This window comes from Streptomyces sp. GS7 (assembly GCF_009834125.1).
Lineage (GTDB): Bacteria > Actinomycetota > Actinomycetes > Streptomycetales > Streptomycetaceae > Streptomyces.
Genome location: NZ_CP047146.1, coordinates 5,784,164 through 5,808,744, shown reverse-complemented (window position 1 = coordinate 5,808,744; position 24,581 = coordinate 5,784,164). Strand labels below are relative to the sequence as shown.

At 71.9% G+C, this 24,581-nt stretch carries 26 protein-coding genes; 19 read left to right on the top strand and 7 right to left on the bottom strand.

Annotated elements, in window-relative coordinates; translation table 11 throughout:
* Window positions 1-69: 69 nt before the first annotated feature.
* Window positions 70-1,659, bottom strand: a complete 1,590-nt coding sequence (locus tag GR130_RS25320; protein WP_159506850.1) for an APC family permease — start codon at window positions 1,657-1,659, stop codon at window positions 70-72.
* Between the two features lie 270 nt (window positions 1,660-1,929).
* On the opposite strand from GR130_RS25320, the gene GR130_RS25315 reads away from it, so the two are divergent.
* Window positions 1,930-2,634, top strand: a complete 705-nt coding sequence (locus tag GR130_RS25315; protein WP_159506849.1) for a TetR/AcrR family transcriptional regulator — start codon at window positions 1,930-1,932, stop codon at window positions 2,632-2,634.
* Between the two features lie 30 nt (window positions 2,635-2,664).
* Here GR130_RS25315 and GR130_RS25310 read toward each other — a convergent pair whose 3' ends face one another.
* Complete coding sequence (locus GR130_RS25310) at window positions 2,665-3,462, bottom strand: alpha/beta fold hydrolase (RefSeq protein ID WP_159506848.1); 798 nt, start codon at window positions 3,460-3,462, stop codon at window positions 2,665-2,667.
* 259 nt (window positions 3,463-3,721) lie between these two features.
* Here GR130_RS25310 and GR130_RS25305 point away from each other — a divergent pair, with 259 nt between their 5' ends.
* The 3 genes from GR130_RS25305 (at window position 3,722) to GR130_RS25295 (ending at window position 5,711) form a co-directional block, all read left to right on the top strand.
* Window positions 3,722-4,993, top strand: a complete 1,272-nt coding sequence (locus GR130_RS25305) for a PP2C family protein-serine/threonine phosphatase (protein ID WP_236573465.1) — start codon at window positions 3,722-3,724, stop codon at window positions 4,991-4,993.
* Between the two features lie 233 nt (window positions 4,994-5,226).
* Entirely contained in the window at window positions 5,227-5,484 is a 258-nt protein-coding gene (locus tag GR130_RS25300; protein WP_159510200.1) for a DUF6400 family protein, read from the top strand.
* Window positions 5,485-5,486: 2 nt separating this feature from the next.
* Window positions 5,487-5,711 (top strand): hypothetical protein, encoded by a 225-nt coding sequence (locus GR130_RS25295; protein WP_159506847.1) that lies wholly within the window; start codon window positions 5,487-5,489, stop codon window positions 5,709-5,711.
* Between the two features lie 86 nt (window positions 5,712-5,797).
* On the opposite strand, the gene GR130_RS25290 is transcribed toward GR130_RS25295, so the two are convergent.
* On the bottom strand, window positions 5,798-6,724 hold the full coding sequence (locus tag GR130_RS25290) for a S41 family peptidase (protein ID WP_159506846.1): 927 nt from the start codon (window positions 6,722-6,724) through the stop codon (window positions 5,798-5,800).
* A gap of 226 nt (window positions 6,725-6,950) precedes the next feature.
* On the opposite strand from GR130_RS25290, the gene GR130_RS25285 reads away from it, so the two are divergent.
* The 3 genes from GR130_RS25285 (at window position 6,951) to GR130_RS25275 (ending at window position 9,847) form a co-directional block, all read left to right on the top strand.
* On the top strand, window positions 6,951-7,832 hold the full coding sequence (locus GR130_RS25285) for an SCO6745 family protein (RefSeq protein ID WP_236573444.1): 882 nt from the start codon (window positions 6,951-6,953) through the stop codon (window positions 7,830-7,832).
* A 353-nt stretch (window positions 7,833-8,185) separates the two neighbouring features.
* Window positions 8,186-8,959 carry a hypothetical protein gene (locus GR130_RS25280; RefSeq protein WP_236573442.1) on the top strand — a complete coding sequence of 258 codons (774 nt, stop codon included), beginning with the start codon at window positions 8,186-8,188 and terminating at the stop codon, window positions 8,957-8,959.
* 201 nt (window positions 8,960-9,160) lie between these two features.
* Window positions 9,161-9,847, top strand: a complete 687-nt coding sequence (locus GR130_RS25275; protein WP_159506845.1) for a pyridoxamine 5'-phosphate oxidase family protein — start codon at window positions 9,161-9,163, stop codon at window positions 9,845-9,847.
* 24 nt (window positions 9,848-9,871) lie between these two features.
* Here GR130_RS25275 and GR130_RS25270 read toward each other — a convergent pair whose 3' ends face one another.
* Window positions 9,872-10,579 (bottom strand): TVP38/TMEM64 family protein, encoded by a 708-nt coding sequence (locus GR130_RS25270; RefSeq protein ID WP_159506844.1) that lies wholly within the window; start codon window positions 10,577-10,579, stop codon window positions 9,872-9,874.
* A gap of 123 nt (window positions 10,580-10,702) precedes the next feature.
* Between GR130_RS25270 and GR130_RS39985 the strand changes: the two genes are divergently transcribed.
* The 3 genes from GR130_RS39985 to GR130_RS25260 all read left to right on the top strand — a co-directional run bounded on the left by GR130_RS39985 (window position 10,703) and on the right by GR130_RS25260 (window position 13,124).
* Window positions 10,703-10,858 (top strand): hypothetical protein, encoded by a 156-nt coding sequence (locus GR130_RS39985; protein WP_201304990.1) that lies wholly within the window; start codon window positions 10,703-10,705, stop codon window positions 10,856-10,858.
* 109 nt (window positions 10,859-10,967) lie between these two features.
* Window positions 10,968-12,143 (top strand): elongation factor Tu, encoded by a 1,176-nt coding sequence (gene tuf / locus GR130_RS25265; protein ID WP_159506843.1) that lies wholly within the window; start codon window positions 10,968-10,970, stop codon window positions 12,141-12,143.
* A gap of 105 nt (window positions 12,144-12,248) precedes the next feature.
* The gene (locus GR130_RS25260) at window positions 12,249-13,124 is read left to right on the top strand and encodes a spermidine synthase (RefSeq protein WP_159506842.1); all 876 of its coding nucleotides are present in this window, start codon (window positions 12,249-12,251) and stop codon (window positions 13,122-13,124) included.
* Here GR130_RS25260 and GR130_RS25255 read toward each other — a convergent pair.
* The gene (locus GR130_RS25255) at window positions 13,111-14,388 is read right to left on the bottom strand and encodes an MFS transporter (RefSeq protein ID WP_159506841.1); all 1,278 of its coding nucleotides are present in this window, start codon (window positions 14,386-14,388) and stop codon (window positions 13,111-13,113) included. The genes GR130_RS25260 and GR130_RS25255 overlap by 14 nt on opposite strands.
* A gap of 273 nt (window positions 14,389-14,661) precedes the next feature.
* On the opposite strand from GR130_RS25255, the gene GR130_RS25250 reads away from it, so the two are divergent.
* On the top strand, window positions 14,662-15,120 hold the full coding sequence (locus GR130_RS25250) for a DUF4442 domain-containing protein (RefSeq protein WP_159506840.1): 459 nt from the start codon (window positions 14,662-14,664) through the stop codon (window positions 15,118-15,120).
* Window positions 15,121-15,385: 265 nt separating this feature from the next.
* Window positions 15,386-16,048, top strand: coding sequence for a DedA family protein (locus GR130_RS25245; RefSeq protein ID WP_159506839.1), 663 nt, complete (start codon window positions 15,386-15,388; stop codon window positions 16,046-16,048).
* A 20-nt stretch (window positions 16,049-16,068) separates the two neighbouring features.
* On the opposite strand, the gene GR130_RS25240 is transcribed toward GR130_RS25245, so the two are convergent.
* Window positions 16,069-16,278: a hypothetical protein gene (locus tag GR130_RS25240; protein WP_159506838.1), complete on the bottom strand. Its 210-nt coding sequence runs from the start codon at window positions 16,276-16,278 to the stop codon at window positions 16,069-16,071.
* Between the two features lie 98 nt (window positions 16,279-16,376).
* On the bottom strand, window positions 16,377-18,308 hold the full coding sequence (locus GR130_RS25235) for an ATP-binding protein (protein ID WP_159506837.1): 1,932 nt from the start codon (window positions 18,306-18,308) through the stop codon (window positions 16,377-16,379).
* A 297-nt stretch (window positions 18,309-18,605) separates the two neighbouring features.
* On the opposite strand from GR130_RS25235, the gene GR130_RS25230 reads away from it, so the two are divergent.
* The 7 genes from GR130_RS25230 (at window position 18,606) to GR130_RS25200 (ending at window position 24,503) form a co-directional block, all read left to right on the top strand.
* A complete protein-coding gene (locus GR130_RS25230) occupies window positions 18,606-19,613 on the top strand; it encodes an alpha/beta hydrolase (protein WP_159506836.1) in 1,008 nt (335 codons plus the stop codon).
* Window positions 19,614-19,773: 160 nt separating this feature from the next.
* Window positions 19,774-20,130: a DUF4333 domain-containing protein gene (locus GR130_RS25225; protein WP_159506835.1), complete on the top strand. Its 357-nt coding sequence runs from the start codon at window positions 19,774-19,776 to the stop codon at window positions 20,128-20,130.
* Between the two features lie 434 nt (window positions 20,131-20,564).
* A complete protein-coding gene (locus GR130_RS25220) occupies window positions 20,565-21,776 on the top strand; it encodes an ATP-binding protein (RefSeq protein ID WP_159506834.1) in 1,212 nt (403 codons plus the stop codon).
* Window positions 21,773-22,186 carry a roadblock/LC7 domain-containing protein gene (locus tag GR130_RS25215; RefSeq protein WP_159506833.1) on the top strand — a complete coding sequence of 138 codons (414 nt, stop codon included), beginning with the start codon at window positions 21,773-21,775 and terminating at the stop codon, window positions 22,184-22,186. Before GR130_RS25220 ends, GR130_RS25215 begins: the two co-directional genes overlap by 4 nt.
* Window positions 22,183-22,563, top strand: a complete 381-nt coding sequence (locus GR130_RS25210; RefSeq protein ID WP_159506832.1) for a DUF742 domain-containing protein — start codon at window positions 22,183-22,185, stop codon at window positions 22,561-22,563. Before GR130_RS25215 ends, GR130_RS25210 begins: the two co-directional genes overlap by 4 nt.
* Window positions 22,538-23,128 (top strand): GTP-binding protein, encoded by a 591-nt coding sequence (locus GR130_RS25205; protein ID WP_159506831.1) that lies wholly within the window; start codon window positions 22,538-22,540, stop codon window positions 23,126-23,128. The genes GR130_RS25210 and GR130_RS25205 overlap by 26 nt, the downstream gene beginning before the upstream one ends.
* Before the next feature lie 10 nt (window positions 23,129-23,138).
* Window positions 23,139-24,503, top strand: coding sequence for a cytochrome P450 (locus GR130_RS25200; RefSeq protein ID WP_159510197.1), 1,365 nt, complete (start codon window positions 23,139-23,141; stop codon window positions 24,501-24,503).
* Window positions 24,504-24,581: the final 78 nt, after the last annotated feature.

The following is a 24,581-nucleotide window of genomic DNA, read 5'->3' as shown; positions in this document are numbered from 1 at the left end:
TCGCGGGGGAGTTGACGGGATGGTGGCGGGTGCCGGGCGGGCCGGCGCGGTGGGGGAGCCGGTGCCGGATCACCCCTCGGACGGTGCCGGGGCCCGCCCGGCGCGGCCGTCGTCCATCGGCAGGCTGATCGCGTCCGCGTCCGTCCCCCGCCCGGTGCGGAAGTACGGGGCCCGGCGCACCCACTTCGCCCAGGCCGCCACCGCCAGCCCCAGCAGGACGAAGGCGGCGGGCAGCGTGAGCAGGAACCAGCCGTTGTCCGGACGGGCCGCGAAGTGGTCGCTCATGGTGGCGTAGTCCCACACCAGGTAGCCGCCGAGGCCGAACAGCGTCAGCGCGCTCGCCGCGGGCACCACCACGTCGCACAGCGCCCGGACCGGTCCGGCGCGCAGGCTCTCCCGGAACCGCACCGCGCAGGCGAGCGCGGTGAGCCCGTAATACAGGGCCACGGTCAGGCCGATGGAGTTGACCGCGGTGAGGATCATGTCGTTGAGCTGGGGGATCCCGACGGCGAGCACGGCGAGCAGCGCGGCGAGGGACATGATCAGCAGTGTGCCGACGGCGGGCGATCCGTAGCGCGGGTGCACGCGCTGCCAGACCGGCCCCAGCGTCCGGTCGCGGGCCATCGCCAGCGCACCGCGCGCGGTGGGAATGACGCTGGACTGGAGGGACGCGAAGGCCGAGCACATCAGCGCGGCCAGCGGGAGCGAGGCCCACGGCTCCGGCGCCAGCCGGCTGCCCAGGAAGGTCAGCGCCTGCGGCCCGTTGCGCAGCAGCTCGCCGGTGCTCATCACCCGCTGGAAGGCGAACGCCCCGACGAGGAACAGCCCCAGCATCGCGACCAGCGCGATCAGCCCGCCGCGCGCCGCGTCGGAGGCGGACCGGGTCTCCTCGTTGACGCTGTACGCCGCGTCCCACCCCCAGTAGAAGAACACCGCGAGCACCATTCCCTGAGCCAGCGCCCGCGGTGAGCCGATCGCGAACGGATCCAGCCAGGACAGGCTGAACGGCTGGTCGCCGCCGACCAGGGCGACGCCGCAGAACCCCAGCAGCACCACGTACTCGAAGACCAGCAGCCACAACTGGAGCCGGGTCGCGGCCCGTACGCCGGTGACGGCGGTGACGGTGACGGCGACCAGTGCGACCAGGCCGACCGCGGTGCTGACACCGGTCGACGCCGGATCGAGGCGCACCCCGAGCACACTGCGCAGCCCCGCCTTGTTCAGGAACTGGAGCACGACGGACCCGGTGACGGCACCGGTGTACGCCATGAAGATCACGTTGCCCACCAGCACCACCCACCCGGTCAGGAACCCGGGCCAGGGGCCTATCGAGCGGCCCACCCAGGTGTAGCCGCTGCCGCAGTTCGGCTCGGTGCGATTGAGCCGCGCGTAGGACAGCGCGATGCCGAGGATCGGCACGAAGGCCAGCAGCAACAGCGCCGGGGTCTGCCGGCCGGTGCAGGCGGCCAGGGAGCCCATGCCGATGCCGAGGCTCGTCGTGGCGGCGGTGCTCGACGCCGCGATGGCCAGGCCGTCGCGCACCCCCAGGGAGCGGCGCAACGTCCCGGGCGGGCCGGGGCCCCGACGCGGGCCGGAGGGGGGCGCGGGCACTGCGGGCACCGGGGACTCGGGGGTTCCCGGGGGAACAGCGGCGGGCATGGCACTCACTCCTTGGACGGGTGGGCCGGGCGGCGGAAGGGGGGAGGAGCCGGGGCGCGGACGCAGGGGTGGGCAGGAGTGGCGGGCGTGGGCGCGGCCGGCGACGAGGGTCCGGGGTGTGGACCGGTGCGCCGATGAAACCGCCCCGGCAGGCTTGTGTCAACGATGTTGACGTAAGTTGGTGATTTACTGGCCCGGCACCGGCAGGCCCGCACCAGGGCCGGGCCGAGGGCGGCATCCGGAGCACACCGCGGCGGAACGGGGACGGGGATGACCGGTGGCGAACGCGTACCGGCCGAGCGCAAACGGCGCCGGCCGACCAGTGCGGGCGTGGTCCTGTCCGCCGACCTCATCGTGGACACGGCACGCGAACTGATCGACGCGCATGGGGCGCAGGCGTTCACCGTACGGAAACTGGGTGCGGCCCTGGGCGCCGATCCCTCCGCCGTCTACCGCTACTTCCGCAACACCGAGGACCTGTTCCTCGCACTCGCCGACCGGCTCATCGGCGAGTCCATGGAGGGCTTCACGACCAGCGGCGACTGGGCCGCCGACCTGCGGGAACTGGCCCTGCGCGCCTACCGCTCCGCGCTGCGCCACCCCCAGGTCGCGGTCTTCAGCACCGTGCGCGTCACCGGCCGGCCGCACGAGCAGCGCGCCGTCGACACGGGCATCGGCCTGCTCCTCCAGGCCGGCTTCGACGACGCCGAGGCCGTCCGCCACTACCACGCCCTCGTGGACACCGCCCTCGGCCACGCGGCCCTGGACGCCGGTGTGCTGCGGCTGGCTCCCGCCCAGCGCGCCGCCGACGAGTACGCCTGGCAGGCCGCGTACGGTGGCCTGCCCGCCGACGCGTACCCCAGCCTGCACCGGGTGCGCAACCACCTTCCCCGCATGGCCGGTTCGGCCGTGGAGCCGGCCCTCGACCTGCTCATCGCGGCGCTGCGCCGAGAGGCGGCGGAGCGGCCGGACTGACGCCGCCGGCACCCGCCCGGCGCCCCTCGGCTACGCGTTGCCCGCGAGGAACTCCCGCACCAGCCGCAGCCACACCGCGCGGTCCGGCTCGCTCAGGAGGTGCCCGGCACCGGGCAGTTCGGCGAGCCGGGCGCCGGGGATCCCGTCGGCCAGCCGGCGCGAGCTCTCGGGAAGCACCAGCCGGTCGCCCAGGGGCGCCACGACGAGGGTCGGCACCGCCACCCGCGCCAGGTCGTCGCGGACGTCGACCCGTGACACCAGGTCGAAGTGGTCGAGCATCCCGGGCGGCATCCCCGCGGCGGCCCGCGCGACCGCGTCGTCCAGCGCCGCCGGCGGGATGGTGGCCAGCTGCTCCGGCGACCGGCAGGAAACGACGGCGAGCCGGGCGACCGCCGACCACTCGCCGGCCCGTCCGAGCGTCCGGATCAGCTCGGCGGTCAGCGCCAGGACCGGGTCGGCGACCGCGAACCCCGCGGTGAGGACGAGCGAGGTGACCCGCTCGGGATGGCGGGTGGCGGTGCGCAGGGCGACGGCGGTGCCCAGCGACTCGCCGAGCACCGCGAATCGCTGGTGCCCGGCCGCGACCGCGGAGGCGGCCAACTGGTCGGCCAGATCGTCGAGTTCCAGCGGATCCGTGGCGACGGGGGTGCCCCCGGCCCCCGGATAGTGCGGCCCGACGATGCTGTGGTCGGCAGCCAGGTCGTCCAGGACCAGCCCGAAGTTCCCCTCGATCCCGCCGCCGGCCCCATGGGCGAGCAGGAGAGCCGGACCGCTGCCCCGGGTCAGCACGTCGAGGCGGGGGTGGGGGAGTGTGCGCTCGGTAGTCATGGCCCGACGCTAGACACTCACACCGGTGTGAGAGTCAAGCCGGGAGGGGCGGGCAGGAACGGGGGTCGGCCGGGCACCCGGGAACGGCTTCCCCGGTCCCGTACGGGCTCGGCGCGACACCCCGGCACTCAGGGGCGGGACACCCGTCACGCTCGGAGCGACGTCACGCTCGGTGCGACATCGCCGGGCCGTCGCCGACGAGGGCCCGGCCATCCGGAGTCATACGGGCATTTCGTATAGAGCAGTGCAAACATGGTGCATGCCCTTTCCACGGCTGACGCAGCTGGGACGACGCCCGGAGCCGAGCCATGCCCTGATGCTGATCCCGATCGGGCTGATCGTCGCGGTCTGCCTGGCCGACGTCCTCTCGCCGGCCGACATCCACCTGGGCCCCCTGCTCGTCGCCGCCCCGGCGATCACCGCGGCCCTCGCCGGGCCCGGTCCGACGGCCATGATCGGCGCGCTGGCGGTCGCCGCCCAGGTGGGCATCGGCATCGCGCGCCACGCCCTTTTCACGGAGAACCTCTACGCCCAGATCGGCTCGCTGATCGTCGTCGCGGCGCTGCTCTTCGTCTTCACCGTCGTCCGCGAACACTACGAGCGGCAGCTCGTCAAGACCCGCTCGGTGGCCGCCGTGGCCCAGCAGGTGCTGCTCCGGCCGCTGCCCGAGCGCAGCGGGGACCTGGAGATCGCCTCGATCTACCTCCCCGCCGAGGAGGAGGCGGAGATGGGCGGCGACCTCTTCGCCGCGGCCCGCACCGCCCAGAGCACCCGGCTGATCATCGGCGACGTCCGCGGCAAGGGCCTCCCCGCGTACAGCCAGGCCGCCCTGCTCCTCGGCGCCTTCCGCGCGGCGGCTCACCGCCAGGCCACCCTCCCCAACCTCGCCCGCCACCTCGACGGCGCCGTCCGCTGGGACAACAGCCAGTGGCGCAACGCCTGCCCGCGCCCCCGCCGCACCACCCCGTCCGCCGGTGACCCCGCCCCCGCCACCGAGCGGGCCGCACCGGCCCCGGTCCACGCGCCCGACGCCGAAGAGACCTTCGCGACCGTGTCCTTCTTCGACATCCCCGACCGGCTGCACGAACTCGGCACGATCAGCTGCGGTCATCCGCCCGCGCTCCTGCTGCGCGAGGGGCGGGCGATCAGCCTGGACGTCGAGCGGACCGCCCTGCCGGTCGGCCTCGGCGGCCTCCCCGGAGCCCCCGACTACGAGGTCGAGACCTTCCCCTTCGAGCCCGGAGACCTGCTGCTGCTCTATACGGACGGCGTGACCGAGGCGCGGGACGGCGACGGCGCCTTCTACCCGCTGGCCGAGCGCGCCGGCGCCTGGAGTTCCGACGGCCCCCGGCAGGTGCTGTGCCGGCTGCGCGAGGACCTGCTGGCGCATACCAACGGCCGGCTGGCCGACGACGCCGCGGCGGTCGCGGTACGGCGGCTGCCCGCCCCGGCACCGCGCACCGGACAGCACCACCGCCGGCACGCGGACCGGCGGGGTCCCGGTGGCGCTGAAGCCGCTCGTGGGAGATGACATCCGTCACTCCGAGGCGCCTCCCCGGCCCGGCCGCCCCTGATATGCGGCCCTGTTGTCCACCTTAACCGGTGGAGTCCTCCGTCTGACGCTTCCTCAACGACGCCCGACTTGGTAAACACGTCCGATCGGGGGGACTCGTCCGAATCGTCCGCACGTGGTACAGGAAGCGCACCATGAACGACCGCAACACCCCGGACCACCAGCCCGCCGAGATATCCGGGACCTCCGGGATGTTCGACACCTCCTCGGTATCCGGGATATCCGGGGACGGCGCGTCCGGGATCTTCGAACTCGACCTCACCGGTCACGAAGCCCGACGGCGGGCCGAGGTGCTCGCGGCGCTCGGCGACACCTGGGACCCCATCGAGGCGATGACGGGCGAGACGGACGCCCAGCGGCTCCTCTACTCCGGCCTGGACACCGAGCAGCAGGCCACCTACGACATGCTGGTCGCCGCCGGCGTGCTGCCGGCAGCCGGGCAGGGCTGAGCATGCTGCCACTCGACCCCACCGCCGACATCGGCCGTCGGGCCTGGGTCCCCTGCCCTCGCTGCCAGGACCACGAGGGGTGCGGGACCTGCGACGACGGCCGTACCTGCGGCGACCACTGGCGCTACCTGCTGTCGAACCGCGGCAGCCTGCTGCACCTCCAGTGCCCGAACTGCACCCACCTGTGGTCCTGGGACTCGGGCTTCGGCGCCGGCGGACGCCCTTAGGGCCTGTCCGACGTATCGGGGCCGGGTCCGCGCCCTGCCCCACCGGACAGACCCCGGCGCCACCCCGCCGCACACCCCTCGCCCTGTCAGGCGCCGCCCTGAGCGGCTATGCACGGGCCCCTTCGCGCTTCCGCGTACGCCACCTCCAGCGCCCGCTCCGCCGGCACCGCCCGGTCCGGCCGGACGCCGACGCCCTCCCAGTTGGTCCCGGTGACCGCGTTGACGGTCCGCGCGGTCGGCACCGTGACCGTGATGTGCTCCGTCACCGGATGCCGTCCGGTCAAGTGCGCACCGCCCCGCGTCGTCTCGCCGACGACCACCGCGCGCCCGAGCGCCTGCAGGGTGTACGCCACGTCCTCCCCGCCCGAGAACGTGGTCGCGCTGGTCAGCACGTACACCGGGCGGTCCGGATAGCGGGGCGCGGGCAGATGCGCGGTGGTCCAGTACTGGCGGATGGAGTCCGTGGAGCGCTCGTAGAAGTCGTTGAGATGGACGGCGCCGTCGGGGAGGAAGTAGCTGCACCACAAGGCCGCGCCCGCGGGGGAGCCGCCCTGGCACTCCCGCAGGTCGAGGAGGAGCGCGCGGGTGTGCGCGACCAGCTCCATCGCCGCGCCGATCGCCCGGCCGCCCTCGCCGGCATCGGCGATCCACCGGATGGCGATCCGGCCCACGTTCCCGTCGAGCCGCTCCACGCAGCGGATCCCCTGGCTCTCGGCCCGCAGCAGTGCCAGGAACGCCGCCCGTCCGGCGTCGTCGTCCGCCGGGTCCACGGACTGCGGCTCGTCCTGCCACAGCAGCCGGAGGTGCTTGTCCGGGCAGACCTCCTGGAGGTGCGCGGTCACCGTCTCGCAGAGCGCCGGGCCGCTCAGCCCGTCGTACTCGCCGACGGCCAGCCGGCCCCGTATCGCCGCGTCGACCTCCGCCGCCCGATCCGGGAAGACATACCCGTCCACCACGCGCTCCAGCGCGGCATCGACGATCTGCGCATTCCCCGCCGCGGGCTTCCCCTGCATCCCTGTCTCCCTCTCCCCACACGACGCCGAGTCGGGCTCTGTGCCCGCCCGGCCCCGGCCAGGTCCGGCCGGTGATCCCGGGCCCCGGCTCGCCCGTTGACCGCGTCCTTCACTCCTCCGCCATGCGCACCGCCCCGTGCGATCCCGGACCGACCGCGTTAGCGTGCGGTGCAGTGAGCCGTCAGAGCCGTCCAACAGGGGCCGGGCGTCGCCGAGGGAGCCGTCCATGGAGCAGTCCACGCAGCCGACCGCGGCCCGGCAGGCCCGTGCGCTCTGGCTGATGACCGAACCGCTGCATGCCGTCTGCTACTTCGACGACGGCTGCCGGTCCCTCGGCAAGGCCCTCGGCCTCAAAGGCTTCTGGATGGGCTACTTCGCCTCCCGTACCGCCCCCTTGGGGGCCGTGGAGCCCGCGGCCGCCACGGCCGTCCTCGGAGTCTTCGCCCCGGGGATGGTCGCCCGCGCGCTTCCCGCCGCCTGGAGCACCGCGGGCCCGGCGCACGTCCTCGACGAGCGCGGCCGGCGCGCCGCGCACGCCCTGCGGCGGATCGACCCGGGCCTGGACCGGGCGGCCACCGCACTGCTGCCCCCGCTCCAGGGGCTCGTCGACGACGCACCGGCCACCGCGCGCCCCCTCTTCGCCGCCAACCGTGCGCTGTGCGGCCAGGCGGACCCCGTGGAGCGACTGTGGCAACTGACCACCACCCTGCGGGAGTTCCGGGGCGATGCGCATCTCTCCGTGCTCGCCGACCGGGAGTTCGACGGCTGCGAGGCCCTGGTCCTCACCGCCGCCTCCGGCCGGGTGCCGAAGGAGACCATCCGGGAGGACCGCGGCTGGACCGAGGAGGAGTGGGCGGCCGCGGCGGACCGCCTCCGCATCCGCGGCCTCCTGGACGCCCACGGCGGCGCCACCGCGTCCGGGCTGCGCGAGCGCACCCGCATCGAGGAGGAGACCGACCGGCTCGCCGCGCGGCTGCTCCGCTCGCTGTCCCCCGCGCGGGCCGACGGCCTCATGGAACTGCTGGAGCCCCTCGTCCGCCGCGTTCTGGCCGCCGACGTCCTCCCCTTCCCCAACCCGATCGGCCTGCCGCACCCTGACGCTCCGTAACGACCCCGCCGGGCCGTTTGCGCCCTGCGGCGCGCGTGCCCTGCCTGGTCCCGAACCTGAAACTGAGTCATGGTCCCCCTGAACACCCTGCGCGGACACGGAAGTTCGACTGATCCCGACGGTAGCGCGCGGCACTGACAATCAGCCCGCACGCAAGATCATCTTCCGTGCGGCCGGGCCCGTTCGGCTGCGACGTGATTGTCATTTGGTGGTTCGATGGGTGCTTTGGGGTGCTTTGCAGCGACAGATCGGATCACCTCCGACGGAAGGGGCGTTGTCTGAGTATGGATCCGAGAGAATTGTGGGACCGGAACGCTGTGCTGGCAGAGGCGTTTTGTCTGGGTGACGAACGTGTGCGTGAGGCACAGGCCAGACTTGACGAGGCGCAGGCCGACCGCTCGCGGATTTTGGCGGCGTTTGCGGTGACGGTGGGCAGTACGGGCGCCGTGGCCGGGTTGTTCGGTCTGAACGAACGGGAAGTGCGTGTCGCCCGGCGCACGGTGGGCAAGGACGACGCCCGGGCCGTCGCCGAGGAGTTGCTCGCCACCCCTCCCGTACAGCCCCCGGAGCCGGAGGAGCCGTCCCCGGCGCCCGATCAGTCAGCGGACTACTCCGCTGCGGCCGCGTCCACGGCGACCCGCCAAACCGCCACGGCGCGCGATACCGGCTTCGGCGCGGCGGACCAGAACTGGTCGCCCGCCATAGACGCCGTACTGATCGGGAGTTGGCAGACCGGGGTGGACCTGCGGGAGCTGGCCTCCGAATTCGGCCTCGATCTCACGCGCCTGGTCACCCGCGCGCAGCAGCTCTCGGCGCAGGGGCGCTTCTATCCCGGCGCGGTGGAGTCCCATGCGGGCCGCCACCGCCGGGGCCCCGGCGATGTCCATGAGGCCGAATTCACCATCCCCGCCCAGCAGTCGGCCTCCTGGAACTCCGCTCCCACCGCCCACCATATGGCCGCCGCCTGGCATTCGGGCGCGATGCCGTCAAGCGAGTCCGTTACCGATGTCGCCGCCCTCTCGTCCGAATGGGACAGCGCGCTCGCCCCGTGGGGCACCATCGCGCCCGCCCGTGAGGAGTCCGCACCGTCTCACCAGCCGTGGGCGCAGTACCACCTCAGCTCCTAGCCCGGACGACGGTCCGGCGGCGGTCGGGCTGTGGACGGACGATGAGGTGCTTAAGGAATTAGTTGCCGTAGTGCCAGCTCTCGACGAATTTAGTTATATATCTCGCCTGAATGGTGTGGAATCAGTAGCCTGAGGGGTGTTCTTTCCGGGCTGCCCATCCCGTGCGCAGCCCGCTCCGGCCCCCAGAAACGGCAGACCGCCATGACCGCGCCCCGCTCCGTCCCCGGCCCCTCGCTGCCCGTAACCGAGCGCACCCGGCACCGTCGGCTGCGCGACCAGGGCAGCCTCGACCGCGCCGAGCTCGATGCCGTACTGGCGGCCGGGTTCGTCTGCCATCTCGGGGTGACGGTCGACGGGACGGTGATGGTGGTGCCCACCGTCTATGGGTCGGACGGCACCACGCTGTACTTCCACGGCTCGGTTGGCAGCCGCAGCCTGGTGGCGTCCCCGGGGGCGTCGGTCTGTGTGACGGTGACCCATGTGGACGGCCTGGTCCTGGCTCGTTCGGTGTTCGAGCACGGGGTCAACTACCGCAGCGCGATGGTCTACGGGGTGCCGCGCCAGGTCACCGACGAGGACGAGAAACTCGCCGGACTGCGCTGCCTCACCGAGCAGTCCGCGCCCGGCCAGTGGGATTACGCCCGACGGCCGAACCGCAGGGAGCTGGCCGCCACGGCGCTGCTCGCGCTCTCGCTCGACGAGGCGTCCGTGAAGCTCAGGACCGGTGCGCCGGACGACGGCGACGGCCCCGACGCCGAACTGGGGCTGTGGGCCGGGGTGCTGCCGCTGCGTACGGAATGGGGAATTCCGGAGCCGGACCCGCTGCTCGCCGGGGACGCGGTGCCGCCCGCCCACATAGCGAACCGCGCGGGGGCGTCCGCGTCGTGACGGCCCCCGGGCGCACGCTCGGCGTCACCGTCCGCTTCCGCGGAGCGCCTTGCGCTTGTACCAGGCCACGGCCACTGCGGCCAGGCCGCTCACCGCGATGAAGCCCATGGAGAGCAGGAACGCCGGTGACGTGGGCGTCGCGGCCCGGGCCCCGGCGACCGCGTAGGCCGCGGTGTTCGGGATGCTGCCCAGGGTCGTCGCCAGGAGGTAGGACGACCAGCGCATCCGGGAGACCGCGGCGCAGTAGTTCGTGCCCGCGAACGGCAGCCCGGGGAAGAGGCGGATCGCCAGCATCGAGCGGAAGCCGTGCTCGCTGAGCTGCCGGTCGGCGGCGGTCAGCCAGCGGGCCCGCAGCAACGGGCGCAGCGCGTCCTGGCCCAGCAGCCGGCCCAGCCCGAAGGCCAGCGCGGCGCCCAGCACCGTACCGGCCAGCGCGGTAGCCGTCCCGCCCTGGCTCCCGAAGAGGGCACCCGCGGCGAGGTTGAGCACCGGGCGCGGGACGAAGGCGGTGGTGCAGACGCCGTACGCCAGGGCGAAGACCACCAGGGCGGTCGGCCCGGAGAGCTGCCCGGGCCAGCCGCCGGCCAGCAGGCGCTGCGGATGCCACAGCACCATCGCGACCGCCGCGCAGGCCAGCAGGACCAGCAGCAGGACCAGCCGGGACCAGGGGGAGAGCAGCACACGCCTGCCGCGCGCGGTGAGGCCGTCGGGCGTTGCGGCGGGTTCGAGCATCCCGGGAGCGTAACCGACCAAGGTGGCGACCGGCCGTAATCCGGGCGGCATGGCACCGAAACCGCTTCCGCCGGCCGGGTAAACCGTTCGACGCGGCGGCCCCAACCCGGCACCATATGACGCATGTTCCGGCACGCCTTCCACTCGCTGTCGTCCGCAGTCGCGGACGCGCCGAAGGCTGCCGTCGTCTTCCTCTCCGCAGTTGCCGAGGCCGCGGCGAGTGCCGTGGCCGCAGCCGCCACCGTCGCGGCAGCCGTCGCCGGCGGCGCCCGAATCTGACCCTCTCCGGATCGTCCGGCGGACCCCGCAAGGGGAGGGTCGGAGCGGCTCAGGGGTCCCCACGGCGCCACCGCGCCGTTCTCACCGCAGTGTTGCGAGGAAGAACACCATGCCCAAGACGGCATACGTACGCACCAAGCCGCATCTGAACATCGGCACCATGGGCCATGTCGACCACGGCAAGACGACGCTCACCGCCGCCATCACCAAGGTCCTCAGCGACCGGGGGAGCGGCACGTTCGTCCCGTTCGACCGGATCGACCGGGCCCCGGAGGAGGCCGCCCGCGGGATCACCATCAACATCTCGCACGTCGAGTACGAGACCGGCACCCGGCACTACGCCCACGTGGACATGCCGGGCCACGCCGACTTCGTCAAGAACATGGTGACCGGCGCGGCGCAGCTCGACGGCGCGATCCTCGTCGTCTCCGCGCTCGACGGGATCATGCCGCAGACCGCCGAACACGTGCTGCTCGCCAAGCAGGTGGGCGTTCGGCACATCGTCGTCGCCCTGAACAAGGCCGACGCCGGCGACCCCGAGCTGGCCGACCTGGTGGAGCTGGAGGTGCGCGAGCTGCTCGACGCGCACGGCTACGACGGCGCGCACGTCCCCGTCGTACGGGTCTCCGGACTGCGTGCCCTGGAGGGCGACCCCCACTGGACGGCGGCGATCGACGCGCTGCTGGACGCCGTGGACACCTACGTCCCGATGCCCGAGCGGTATGTGGACGCGCCGTTCCTGCTGCCGGTGGAGAACGTGCTGACCATCACCGGGCGCGGCACGGTCGTCACCGGAGCCGTCGAGCGCGGCACGGTGCGGTGCGGCGAGCAGGTGGCCGTACTGGGCGGGGAGGCGCTGCAGACGACGGTCACCGGGCTGGAGACCTTCGGCAAGCCGATGGAGTCCGCCGAGGCCGGGGACAACGTCGCGCTGCTGCTGCGCGGGGTGCACCGCGAGCAGGTGCGCCGCGGATGCGTGATCGCGGCGCCCGGCAGCGTCACTCCGCGGCGCCGCTTCACCGCCGAGGTGTTCCTCCTCTCCACGGAGGAGGGCGGACGCCGTACGCCGGTGTCCACCGGCTACCGCCCGCAGTTCTACATCCGGACCGCGGACGTGGTCGGCGACCTCGACCTCGGTGAGCGGGCCGTCGTCCGCCCCGGCGAGTCGGTGACCGCCGCGGTCGAACTGGGCCGCGAGGTGCCCCTGGAGCCGGGCCTCGGCTTCGCCATCCGGGAGGGGGGCCGCACGGTCGGCGCGGGCACGGTGCGCACCGTCGAGGACTGAGCACGGCCGGCGGGGCCGGTGCGGCCGATCACGACGATCGGCCGCACCGGCCCCGTTCCGCGCACTCGCGCCGACCGGGCCGCACCCACCGGGCACAATGGCCCGGTGGACGACGCAACACACCGGCCCGGCCCCGGGTCCGAGCCCATACCCCTCACCCGGGCCGTGGACCACGGCACCGCCAAGTTGCTGCCGGATGTCGACCGGCCCCGCGCGTGGCTGCTGACGGTGGACGGGGCGCCGCAGTCGTACGTCGATCTCGACGCACCCACACACCTCGAATTCGAGTATGTGCGCCGGCTCGCACACGTCCTGGACGAGGCCGCCGCCCCCGGTGCGCCGCTGGACGTCCTGCACCTCGGCGGCGGAGCACTGACCCTGCCCCGCTACCTGGCCGCGACCCGCCCGCGCTCCCGGCAGGACGTGGTCGACGCCGACCGGGGGCTGCTCGCCCTGGTGGCGGACGAGCTGCCGGTGCCCGACGGCTCCGGTATCGCGCTGCACGCGCGCGACGCCCGGGCGGCGCTGGAGGCGGCGCCGCGGGACAGCGCCGATGTGATCGTGGCGGATGTCTTCAACGGCTCGCGGGTGCCCGCGCACCTCACCTCGGTCGAGTACGCGCGCGCCGCCGCACGGGTGCTGCGCCCGCACGGTTGCTACGCGGCGAACCTCGCCGACGGCGCGCCGTTCGCCTTCCTGCGGGGCCAACTCGCCAACTTCGCCGCGGTGTTCCCGCATCTCGCGCTGATCGCCGAGCCGTCCGTGCTGCGCGGCCGGCGCTTCGGCAACGCGGTGCTGGTCGCCTCGCCGGTGGAGATCCCGGTCGCGGCGCTCGCCCGGCGGGCGGCCGGCGACCCCTTCCCGGCCCGCGTCGAGCACGGTACGGCGCTGCGGCGGCTGATCGCGGACGCGGCGCCCGTGGGGGATGCCGACGCGGTCGCGTCACCGGTGCCACCGGACGGTGCGTTCAGCGTGGGGTGACCTGCGCTCCGTCCCGGTCGCCCGCCCCGTCGCCGCCCGCCTCCGCGACGGTGGCCGCACGGCGGGTCAGGCGCCGGACGTCCGGTACGCACAGGACGGCTGCGGTGAGGAGCACGACCAGGGCCGTGCACCCCCAGAGGGCGGCCGGCCGTCCCACGAGGTCCTGCGTGGGGCCGGCCAGCGCGGTGGCCACCGGGACCATGGCCAGCGAGCCGAGCCAGTCGTAGGAGGAGACGCGGGAGAACTTCTCCTCCGGTATCTCCTGGTGGAGCGCGAGCATCCAGGTCACCTCGAAGACCTCGATCGCGACACCGCTGCCGAACAGGAGCGCCGCCAGCCCGGCCGTCGGCAGCGGGATGGCGAGGGCCGCGGACGGCAGGGCGAGCGGGAAGACGCACAGGGTGCCGACGAGGAGGATCCGGCGCGGCTGGTAGCGGGTCATCAGCAGGGCGCCGCCGGCGGTGCCCGCGCCGAACGCGGCGATCGCCAGCCCCCAGGGTCCGGCGCCGCCCAGCTGTTCCTCGGCGACGAGCGGACCGTAGACCGACTCGACCGCGATGACGACCGCGTTGACGATGCAGAACTGCACCACGATCGCCCACAGCCAGGGCCGGCCGGCGACCTCGCGCCAGCCGTCACGCAGATCGTGGAGTACGCCCCTACTGGTAGCGCGCGCCGGAACGCCGCTCACGTCGAGGAAGCAGCGCAGCGCTCCCGCGACGGCGAAGGCGGCGGAGTCGATCGCCAGCACCCAGCCCGGGCCGACGGCGGCGACGAGGGCGCCGCCCAGCGCCGCGCCGCCGATGGTGGCGCCGTTCACGCCGATCCGGAACACCGCGAACGCGCGCCCGGAATCCTCCCCGGAGACGCTGGAGAGCAGCATGCCCTCGGCCGCCGGGGCGAAGAACGCCTGCCCCGTGCCGCCCACCGCGGCCAGCAGCGCCATCTGCCACAGCCGGGGCTCGCCGGCCAGGACGAGCAGTGCGAACAGGCCCTGCGAAAGGCAGTTGACGCTGTTCGCGGCGACCATCACGCGGTGCCGGGGCAGCCGGTCGGCGATCGCGCCGCCGAGGAGGAGGAAGAGGACGAGCGGGACCATGCGGGCCGCGGAGACCAGCCCGACGTCGGTGGCGGAACCGCCGGCGCCCAGCACCGCGAAGGAGGTCGCGATCAGTGCCCCGTTGCTGCCGAGGCCCGCGACCACGGTGGCGGCGCTGAGCAGCAGGAAGTTGCGCCCCGCCCAGGGCGGTCGGGCCCTTAACAAGACCGCGCCTGCCGGTCTGCGGAGCGTCCGCGCCCCTGGTGTTGCCCGCCCCGGTGGTGCTGCCTGTCCTCGAAGTGCTGTCGCCCCGGCCCCATGGCAGCCCACGATAGGCGGGTGGGGTGGCGCGCGGCAGCGAATTTCGGACGGGTACGGGAGGCCGGAGCCCGCCCCGCCGGAGTGCCGGAGCCGCCGCGCCGGCCGGCCGGTCGTGCACGCCGTAGCGGGTCGCGGGGACCTCTTCACAGCTAAGCTACCGATAGGTAACATGTCGCCATGTCCTCAGAGACCCTGCCGTCGATCGGCGAAATGATGGCGGCATCCGTGCCGATGGTCCGCACCCTGAACCTGGAGTTCACCGAGACCACCGCCGAGCGTGCGGTGGTCCGCATGCCCGACCAGCCCGACTTCCACAACCACGTCGGCGGCCCGCACGCCGGGGCGATGTTCACCCTCGCCGAGTCGGCGAGCGGCGCGATCGTGATGACGGCCTTCGGCAACCAGCTCGGCCGCGCGGTGCCGCTCGCCGTGGGGGCCGAGATCGGCTACAAGAAGCTCGCCATGGGGCCGGTGACGGCCACCGCGGAGCTGGGCCGCCCGGTGGCCGACGTGGTCGCCGAGCTGGACGCCGGGGAGCGCCCGGAGTTCCCGGTGAAGGTGCTGATCACCCGGGACAGCGATGACGCGGTCACCGGCGAGATGACCATTGTGTGGACGCTGCGTCCCAACAAGTGAGTGCGCGGCAGGTCAGCGCGGGATAAGTGGCCCGCGCGATGAACCTCCGCCGGGAGTGGCGGCGTCTTGCTGAAGAGATGCGTCGGCAGACAGATGCACGCGCCATACGGGATACCCCCGTCCCCCATCGGATTCGTCGTCCGGCCGGACCGATCGAGTACGCTTCCCGGGCGCGCCGGTACGGCGCGCCGGGGGAACGACCGACCGGTGGCACCGGCACCGGGCAACGGCCCACGGGGGCCCAACACCAGCGGAGGAAGCGGCCTTGCACATCCAGGAATGGCTGGCGACGGTACCGGCCCTGAGCGTCTACCTCCTGGTGGGGGTGGTCATCGGACTGGAGAGTGTGGGCATTCCGCTCCCCGGTGAGATCGTCCTCGTCAGCGCGGCGATCCTGGCCGCGACCCAGGACCACATCAACCCGTTCGTGCTCGGCGCCTGCGCGTCCGTCGGCGCCATCGTCGGTGACTCCATCGGCTACTTGATCGGACGCAAGGGCGGCAAGCCGCTGCTGGACTGGGCCGGCCGGAAGTTCCCCAAGCACTTCGGTCCCGACCATGTCGCCATGGCCGAGGCGAAGTTCGACAAGTGGGGTATGTGGGCGGTCTTCTTCGGCCGGTTCATCGCGCTGCTGCGCATCTTCGCGGGTCCGCTCGCCGGTGTGCTGAAGATGCCGTACTGGAAGTTCCTGATCGCCAACGTCCTCGGCGGCGTGATCTGGGCGGGCGGTACCACCGCGCTGATCTACACCGTCGGCCTGGTCGCCGAGCCCTGGCTCAAGCGCTTCTCGTACGTGGGGCTGGTGGCCGCGGCGCTGTTCGGCATCGGTTCGTTCCTGCTGATGAGGCACCGGGCCAAGAAGGCCGCCGCGGCGCGCGAGGCGGCGGAGGCGGAGGCCGAGTCCCCGGTCGCGGTGACCGTCGACTGAGCCGGCGCGGCCGCCGGGCGTCAGGGCATCTGCCAGATGTCCGGTCCGCCCTCGCGCCACTCGATGACACCCGCGTCGTCCCAGACGAATCGCGCGGTGGAGAAACCGGCCCGGCGCAGGATCGCGGCCACATCACCGGGGCGCAACGCCCGTCCCACGTCCTGTCCGTAGAGCGTGACGCGGCGACCGCCGGTGGACGGCGGATGCACGATCACGGGGGCACGCTTCATTCCTCCAGGATGCGGTGGGCCCGCTCCGCCCGCATCCCGACCGCAGTCGCCGCGTCACGTACGGTGTCCGGCGGCCGGTCCTCGGCGCACCCCGCTCCTCATGGCTCCGCCCGCAGCCGGGAGGAGAACGGCCGGGGGCGGGTGCCGGGGCCGGTCCGCAGCCACCAGCGGAGTTCGGCGCCGGGATCGCGTACCGGTGTCCCGGTGCGCACCTGGCGGCGCAGGCCGGCCAGCATGGTGCGGGCCCCCGCGATGAACAGCGGGTCGCCGATCAGCTTCTTCGCCGCCAGCGCCTTGCGGCAGGCCCGCAGGGCCGCCGCCGGCTCTCCGTGGTCGCGCGCGATGAGGGCGCGGGCGTAGAGGACGGTCGAGTAGAGCCAGAAGTCGCCGTCGGAGTGGCGGGATCTCCAGGCGCGGTGGGCCGCTTCCGTCGCACGCTCCGCGTCGTGGGGGGCGAGGGCGATGGCGAGCAGTGCCCGGCTGTGCGCCGGACCCGGTCCGAACCAGGGGTCCCGGGACGTGTGCCGGGCCGCCTCTTCCAGGCAGGCCACGGCCGTCGCGGCGTCCTCGCGGTACAGCGCCAGCACCCCGTGGGTGTGCGCGATACGGGCCAGGCCGTCGGAGTCCGCGTGCATCACGGCCGCCGCCCAGGCCTCGTCCAGCAGCGGCTCCGCGGCGCCGGGCGCGTTCTCCTGCGCCGCGAGGTGGCCGGCCAGCCACAGGGCGCGGGCCCGCAGCGCGGTGTCCTCCGGCGCGAGCAGCAGCAGCCGGTCCAGGTGCGCGCGTCCCTCGTGGCGGAAGCCGCAGGCCGCCCACCGGAACCACAGGGAGACCGCGATCTCCAGCGCGCTCAGCGCGTCCTCGGCGTCGAGCGGAGGACGGGTCAACGCGGCGTCGAGATGGTGCTGTTCGTCCTCGACGAGGCGGACCGCGAGCTGCTGCCCGGTTCCCTGCCAGGTGACCTGGGCCTCGGCCGCGAGCGCCGCGCACGCCTGCCGGAAGCGGCGCAGCGCCCCGTTCTCCTCGCCCGCCGCGCGCAGCCGCGTGCTCCCGAAGTCCCGGGCGCCGCGCGGCAGCCGGTAGCGCGGCGGCAGCGTGACCCCGGTGTCGCGGGCGCTCTGGGCGTCCCGTACGCATTCGAGGACCGAGGCGGTGCGAAGGCGCTCCAGCGCACCGTCGACGGCGGCTGCAGGAACGTCACTGCTGGTGCAGACGCAACCGGCGAGCCAGGGGTCGAAGTCCCCGGGAAGGACGGAGAGGCGCGCCCACACCTGCTGGTCGAGGGGGGAGCAGAGGGCGTAACCGGCGGCGTGGGCGGCGTGCAGCGAGGTGTGGCGGCGGGTGGGCGCGGGCCCCGAGCAGTGCAGCGGACCGTGCGCGTCCAGTTGCCGCGCGAGCCGGGCGAGGGACATCCGGTCCAGCTGCCGCGCGGCCAGGCCGATCGCCAGGGGCGAGCCCTCCAGCGCCCGGCAGACGGAGACCAGCAGCTCCGGTGCGGCGGGGCCGGTGTGCGCCGCCAGCAGTTCCACGGCCGGCCCGGCGATCCCCTCGCCGAAGGTCACCGGGAGCGGCGCGAGCGCGACGACCCGCTCCCCGGACAGGCCCAGCGGGCGGCGGGCGGTGGCCATGATCCGGAGTTCCGGATCGGCCCGTTGCAGCAGCCGTACCAGCCGCGCGCAGGCGTCGAGCAGCGGATCGCAGTCGTCGAGCAGGACCAGGGCGCGGTGTGCGCGGCAGTGCGCGGCCAGCGACTCGGGGGTGCGGTGGCCGGTCAGGCCGGCCGCCGCGACCAGCGCGGCGGTCAGCTGCTCCGCGGTGAGTCCGTCCCAGCAGCCGACCCGGAGCACCGTGCCGTCGTGCCACCCGATGTGCTCCTCCAGGACGGCCCTGGCCAGGACGCTCTTGCCGACCCCCGCCGGCCCGGTGAGCGTGATCGGCCCGGCGCCGTCCAGCAGTCCGGCTACCTGCTCGTGCTCGACTGCCCGTCCCACGACGTCGGGCAGCGGCCCGTGATCGGCCCACGCGGTCATCGGTCATCCCCAACCACGGCACAGTGCCGCGCACTTCCCTGGAACTGCCCACGATGCCAGAACCGACCGCCCGGTAAACAGCGGATGGGGTTCACCGATAGGGGGAAACGTGTTCGGCCCGTTTGACGTGCCCGTACGTCTTCTTGGCGACACGGAACGGTAAACCCCAGGTCACGAAGGACGGGGGTGCTGTTCGGCAGGGTTCGGGCCGATCTTAAGGTGGTGTCTTTCGACCGGTTTCGCGGTGGCAGCGTGGAGTGCCCCGGCCGGCCCCGAGCGCCTGAGGAGAGCGTCCCGATGAAGTCCCTGCGCGTCCGAGCTGCGGTGAGCGTGGCGGCCCTGGGCCTGCTGGCCGGTTGTGGCGGACCGAAGGGGGATGTCGTCGACGCGTCGAACGTGCCGCAGCTGCGGGCGCACGCGGCGGACGCCCTCAACGGCCGGCCCCGCATCGTGCCGCCCCTCGGCCCCCGCTCGGCGTTCTCCACCTTCCGTACGACGGGGGACGACGGCAGCCGCGTCATCCGGACCAAGTGGCACGGCCGCAAGTCCGGTTACACCGGGGACGTCTGGGCCTGGTTGCCGCCCCAGTACGGTCAGCCGAAGTACGCCAAGAGCGCCTTCCCGGTGCTGATCGCGCTGCCCGGTGCCTGGGGCTATCCGTCCAACTACTGGGCGGAGGCCACGTTCGCGCTGGAGGAGCGGATCGCGGAGTGGTCGCAGGAGGGCAAGACGCTGCCGTTCATCCTGGTGATGCCGGTGCTCAACCCGCGCAAGACGTACTACGACGGCAGCGACATCCCGGGGCAGCCGAAGATGGGGACGTGGCTGACCGAGGACGTGCCGGATTTCGCGCGGGCCAACTTCCGTACGTATGCGAGCCGGGACGGATGGGCCTTCATGGGGTCGTCGTCCGGCGGGTTCGCCGCGCTGAAGGCGGTGCTCAAGGAGCCCCGGAAGTTCAAGGCGGCGATCGTCAACGGCCCCGACACGGCGCCGGATTCGCCGCTGTGGAAGGGGCACCCGGCGGAGATGCTGGCCAACGACCCGCGGCATCTGGCGCGGCAGCTGACCGCACGGGGCGGGCCGCAGGTCTATCTGGCCTTCGAGCTCGGCAGCAAGGAGGACGCGGTGCCCGACGTGAAGCGCTTCATCAGCGGCTACACCGGCGGGGCCCGGGGGCCGATCCACTCCACGCTCTACGAAATACCGGACGGCGTGCACAGCGGCCATACCTATATCCAGCGGATGCCCGAGTCGCTGCACTGGATCAGCGAACAGATGCTGGGGCCGGTGCCGTCCGTGTGACGCCCCGCCCGGAGCAGGCCGTCGTGGGCCGGATGCCCCGACTTCGGCCTGCTGTTGGCGAAGTCGGGGCATCAGCCACAATTGTCCCCTGACCGGCCGGAGTTCCGGCCGGAGCACTCGCGATACGAGGGAACTCTCGCGATACCGGTGAAGGAGTGCGGTGAGGTATCTGCGCATCGTCGGGCTGGTGTTGACCGCGGCCACCGTGCTGGCGGGAAGCCTGGTGGCCGGCAATCTCTGGCTGCGGGACCGGAACGCGACCAGCGAGGTGGACGGCAGGACCGATGCCGTGCCGCGCCGCGAGGTCGCCCGGTCGATCTCGGACCATCTGTCGCTTCCGCTGATTCCGCGCGGACCGCGGTCGGTTGAGTGCGCGCGCGACCTCCGCGCGGTCAAGGGCTCGTGGACGCAGTGCACGGCCCACTACCTCCGGGGCACCGACCGCGAGACGACCGTACGGGTCGTCAGGGTCCGCGGCGACGAGATCACTTACGTCCACGACGCCCCCCACCGCTGACCCGCCCTGCGGATTCGCGCCACATTGCGTTCGCTACGACCTGGTCCGATGTGCTAGCGGACCGTCAGGAACACGCGCAACCTCTTGCTCCGGGCGGCGCTGCCGGGAGCCAATGGCCCCGAAGCGAACCTTTGTTGAATCTCCGTCAGGCGCCGGAAGGTTACGGATCGCTGTTGGACTTCACGCTGTGGCGTGATGCTAAGATCATCGCACTTGCCAACAGGGCAGTCACCTGCTATGGCAAATGGAAATTCCGCGCATTGGCCTGAGAGAATCGCCACCCCCGGGGAGAACTATGCCATTAGCCGGGCCTGCAAAGGCTTTCTGGCCGGCGACCGTGCGCGGCCGTTCAGCTATGTCTGAGACCGCGCGTGAAGATGCGCCTGCTGCCGGGCACACGACACCTGGTGGCCTCGTCGTCCGAAGAGAGTCCTATGACGCAATACTTCCAGGATCCAGCGCTCTGGGGTTTGATCGCTGGTACCCCTGTCGCCGCTACCGCGATTGTTCGCGGCCGCAAGAAGATCAAGGAACTCAGTAGGGAAAAGGTTGAGCTAAAGCAGCACTACGCCAATCTCGAAGACCACTATGCGGAGGCCGTCGAAGAGGCCAAGGACCGCGCCGAGGAATCCACCAAGAACACCCTGAAGGCCGCCATGCGGACCCTGCAGGGACTGGCGAGCGAGCAGCAGTTGGCGATCTCCAAACTCCAGGAGACGTACGGCGAGCAGAAGATCCTGCAGGACCTGCTGGACATCGACCACATGAATTCGCAGTTCGCCCGACGGGCCCAGTCCATCGCCGTGCTCTGTGACGGCTGGCTCGGCCGGCGCCGCAACGACGCGTCGCTCTACGACGTCGTCCGCAGCGCGAAGGGTCGTATTCGCCACTTCACTCGCGTCGAGATCCGATCGCAGAGTAATTTCGCCATCGTGAACCGCGCCGTCGAACCGGTGGCGCTGGTACTCGCCGAGCTGCTGGACAACGCCACCAGTTATTCCGCACCGGAAACGATCATCGAGATCAACATCCGCCCGGTGCCCAAGGGCGTCTGCATCATCGTCGATGACGCCGGTGTCGGCATGAACGAGGAAGAGAAGGCGCGGGCCGGCCAGTTGCTGTCCGGCGGGAATTCCGCGAGCGTCTCCAGCCTCGGCAATCCGCCGCAGTTCGGATTCACCGTCATCGGTGTGCTCGCCGCCCGCTACGGCTTCACGGTATCGGTGGACTCCACCTCGCCCTACGGGGGCGTGCGCGCGGTCGTCCTGCTCCCCGACGAGCTCCTCACGTCCTTGCACGAACCCGAGGAGGGGCCTGCCGTGGCCGCATCCACCCCGCTGCCGCCCGAGAACCCTCCTGGTCCGCAGGCTGCCGCGGAGCCGGGACCGCGCCACCGGGCGCCCGGCCCCCCCGACTTCGGCGGAGCGGACGCCGACCGTCCGACCGTTCCGGAGACCACCGCGGGCGGTCTGCCGAAGCGCCGCCGACGCGGTGCCATATCCATCGTGCCGACGGAAGACGAAGGCACCCCCACACCGGCTCGCGACAGCGCGCGGACCGCGTCCGTCATGGGCGCATTCCAGCGCGGTACGCAATCGGGCCGCCGTTCCACCAATGCAAGCAGTGAAGGGCATGAGGTTCAGTGAACTACGATCTGTCGTGGATGCTTGACAGTGCTCTGGAATTGCCCGAAGCGCAGCATGCCATTCTCGTGTCGGCCGACGGGCTGCTGATGGCCCGTTCCAAGGATGTCGGCCGGGACCACGCCGATACCGTTGCCGCCGCGATGAGCGGTATGCAGTCGCTGAGCCGTACGGTCGCCGATTTCTGCAGCGCCACGGGTCCGAACACGAGGCCGCAGTGGCGCCAGACGCTGGTGGAGTTCGACCACGGCTGGGTCTTCCTGATTTCGGCCGGTGAAGGTGCCTATCTCGCGGTCTCGGCATCGCCCGACGTCGACATGGCGGAAATCACGTTCCGTATGCAGCAGTTGGTCGGGCAGCTCGGCAAGGCGCTGACCAGCCCACCTCGTGAGAGGGCCAACATTCAACCATGACCACCGATGACGAGCCGGAGCTGGTACACGAAGCAGCGGAATTAGTACGGCCGTACGTCATCACCAACGGTCGCGACCTCGTGGACGACAGCGCATTCTCGCTGCTGACCCTGGTCACCGTCGCTCAGGAACCGCCCCGGACCAAACCGCTCGACCCGGAGAAGCAGCGCGTGCTGGAGCTGTGCGCCGGGGGTTTTCTGTCGATCGCCGAGATAGCCGGGCACACCGGTCTGCCGGTGGGGATCGTCAAGATTCTGGTGTCCGATCTCACCGAGGAGGGCCATCTCTATGCACGCGCCCCCATCCCCAGCGCTCAGCTTGTCGACCGGCAAATCCTTGAGGAGGTGCTGAATGGGCTCCAGGCTCGCTTTGGATGACGGCGTGTACCTGCGCAATTCGGTGCAGACCGCGGCGAAGATCCTGGTGGTCGGGCACTTCGCCGTCGGGAAGACGACGTTCATCGGCACGATGTCGGAGATTCCGCCGCTGCGTACCGAAGAGGTAATGACGCAGGCAAGCGCGGGAATTGACGATCTGCGGGGTGCGCCCGGCAAGACGACGACAACGGTCGCCATGGACTTCGGCCGGCTCACGCTCAGCGAGAGGCTGGTCCTGTACCTGTTCGGAACGCCGGGTCAGCAGCGGTTCGTTCAGGTGTGGGAGGACATGACGCGCGGGGCGCTGGGGGCACTCGTCCTGGTCGACCCGCAGCGGCTCGAAGAGTCGTTTCCTGTCATGGACCTGGTGGAACACTACGGAATCCCGTACGCCATCGCCGTGAACCGCTTCGACGGGACTCCGGAGCATTCCTTCGACGAGATCCGGGAGGCGCTGGACCTGCTCCCGGAGACGCCTGTTGTCAATTGTGATGCACGTGACGAGCGTTCATCGGCGGATTCCCTGATCACGCTTGTCCGTTACCTACAGTCCCGCCTCAACTAGGAGTTCAGGCATGCAATCTCATTCGGAATTCCAGACTCCGCCACCGGGTTGCCCAGCGCATGCCGACGGCATGCGGGAGTCCCTGCACGGCCCGGAATTCGCCGCCGCGCCGCAGGCGGTCTACGAGCGCCTGCGGCAGCACGGCCCGGTCGCACCGGTCGAACTCGCCCCCGGCGTCGAGGCGGACCTCGTCACGGACTACGCGACGGCGCTTCAGGTGCTCCAGAACCCGGACACGTTCGCGCGCGACTCGCGCCGGTGGAAGGCGCTCAACGAGGGCCGGGTGCCCCTGGACAGCCCGGTGTTGCCGATGATGATGCACCGGCCGAACGCCCTGTTCTCCGACGGCGCCGAGCATATGAGGCTGCGTCAGTCGGTGACCGCGAGCCTGGCCAGGGTGGACACGCACCGGCTGAGCCGCCATGTCAATCGCGTCGGCGCCTACCTCATCAGCCAGTTCAGCAGTCGCGGCCGGACGGATCTCGTCGCCGACTACGCCCAGCTGCTGCCACTGCTGGTGTTCAACGACCTCTTCGGCTGCCCCGCCGAGATAGGCGACCGCCTCGTTTTCGGCATTTCGGGCATTTTCGATGGAATCGATGCCGAGAAGGCGAACGAGGTCCTGACCGAGGCCCTGATGGAGCTGGTGGCTCTCAAGCGGCGGTCCCCGGGGGAGGACGTGACCAGCTGGCTGATGCAGCACCCGTCCGGACTCTCCGACGAGGAGATGATCCACCAGCTCGTGACGCTCATCGCGGCCGGCACCGAGCCCACGCAGAACATCATCACCAGCTCTCTGCTCGTGCTCCTGACCGACGAGAAGTATGCGGGGGACCACAACTCCGCCGGGCTGCTGGTGGACGACGCCATCAACGACGTGCTGTGGAACAGCGCGCCGATCGCCAACTACGGCGTGCACTACCCGGTCCGCGACGTGGAACTGGCCGGTACCCGGCTGTCCGCGGGAGATCCCGTCGTCATCAGCTTCGCCGCCGCCAACACCGACCCGAGCCTCTCGACGGGGCGTCAGCTGCTCAGTAAGCGGGCGCACCTGGCCTGGGGTGCGGGGCCGCACGCCTGCCCTGCGAAGGACCCGGCCACGCTCGTTTCCAATCTGGCCATCGAAAAGTTGCTCAACACCCTCCCGGATATTGAACTCGCTTTGCCGCCGGAGAGTCTCAACTGGCGGCCGGGACCGTTCCACCGTGCGCTCGAAGTGCTGCCCGCGCGCTTTACTCCCGTAAGGCCCGAACGCCGCCCTTCCGACGGCTCCGTAATGGGCGGGCAAACCGCCACCAGTGGTCCGGTGCAGGGGCAGAGTGGGGCACAAAAGGGCAGGTGGTGGAGTTCGTTCCTCTCCTGGTGGAAGGTGTGATCTTTACGACACACTTACCTGCGCTGCGGTGCGTAAACGTTCAAATACGTGGGTAGTCAGGGCTGGTCATTCGGTCTC

Excerpts from the sequence above, each read along its gene's own strand:
- GR130_RS25320 (WP_159506850.1), bottom strand. The coding sequence starts at position 1,659 with ATGCCCGCCGCTGTTCCCCCGGGAACCCCCGAGTCCCCGGTGCCCGCA.
- GR130_RS25315 (WP_159506849.1), top strand. The coding sequence starts at position 1,930 with ATGACCGGTGGCGAACGCGTACCGGCCGAGCGCAAACGGCGCCGGCCG.
- GR130_RS25310 (WP_159506848.1), bottom strand. The coding sequence starts at position 3,462 with ATGACTACCGAGCGCACACTCCCCCACCCCCGCCTCGACGTGCTGACC.
- GR130_RS25305 (WP_236573465.1), top strand. The coding sequence starts at position 3,722 with ATGCCCTTTCCACGGCTGACGCAGCTGGGACGACGCCCGGAGCCGAGC.
- GR130_RS25300 (WP_159510200.1), top strand. The coding sequence starts at position 5,227 with ATGTTCGACACCTCCTCGGTATCCGGGATATCCGGGGACGGCGCGTCC.
- GR130_RS25295 (WP_159506847.1), top strand. The coding sequence starts at position 5,487 with ATGCTGCCACTCGACCCCACCGCCGACATCGGCCGTCGGGCCTGGGTC.
- GR130_RS25290 (WP_159506846.1), bottom strand. The coding sequence starts at position 6,724 with ATGCAGGGGAAGCCCGCGGCGGGGAATGCGCAGATCGTCGATGCCGCG.
- GR130_RS25285 (WP_236573444.1), top strand. The coding sequence starts at position 6,951 with ATGGAGCAGTCCACGCAGCCGACCGCGGCCCGGCAGGCCCGTGCGCTC.
- GR130_RS25275 (WP_159506845.1), top strand. The coding sequence starts at position 9,161 with ATGACCGCGCCCCGCTCCGTCCCCGGCCCCTCGCTGCCCGTAACCGAG.
- GR130_RS25270 (WP_159506844.1), bottom strand. The coding sequence starts at position 10,579 with ATGCTCGAACCCGCCGCAACGCCCGACGGCCTCACCGCGCGCGGCAGG.
- GR130_RS39985 (WP_201304990.1), top strand. The coding sequence starts at position 10,703 with ATGTTCCGGCACGCCTTCCACTCGCTGTCGTCCGCAGTCGCGGACGCG.
- tuf (WP_159506843.1), top strand. The coding sequence starts at position 10,968 with ATGCCCAAGACGGCATACGTACGCACCAAGCCGCATCTGAACATCGGC.
- GR130_RS25250 (WP_159506840.1), top strand. The coding sequence starts at position 14,662 with ATGTCCTCAGAGACCCTGCCGTCGATCGGCGAAATGATGGCGGCATCC.
- GR130_RS25240 (WP_159506838.1), bottom strand. The coding sequence starts at position 16,278 with ATGAAGCGTGCCCCCGTGATCGTGCATCCGCCGTCCACCGGCGGTCGC.
- GR130_RS25235 (WP_159506837.1), bottom strand. The coding sequence starts at position 18,308 with ATGACCGCGTGGGCCGATCACGGGCCGCTGCCCGACGTCGTGGGACGG.
- GR130_RS25230 (WP_159506836.1), top strand. The coding sequence starts at position 18,606 with ATGAAGTCCCTGCGCGTCCGAGCTGCGGTGAGCGTGGCGGCCCTGGGC.
- GR130_RS25220 (WP_159506834.1), top strand. The coding sequence starts at position 20,565 with ATGACGCAATACTTCCAGGATCCAGCGCTCTGGGGTTTGATCGCTGGT.
- GR130_RS25210 (WP_159506832.1), top strand. The coding sequence starts at position 22,183 with ATGACCACCGATGACGAGCCGGAGCTGGTACACGAAGCAGCGGAATTA.
- GR130_RS25205 (WP_159506831.1), top strand. The coding sequence starts at position 22,538 with ATGGGCTCCAGGCTCGCTTTGGATGACGGCGTGTACCTGCGCAATTCG.
- GR130_RS25200 (WP_159510197.1), top strand. The coding sequence starts at position 23,139 with ATGCAATCTCATTCGGAATTCCAGACTCCGCCACCGGGTTGCCCAGCG.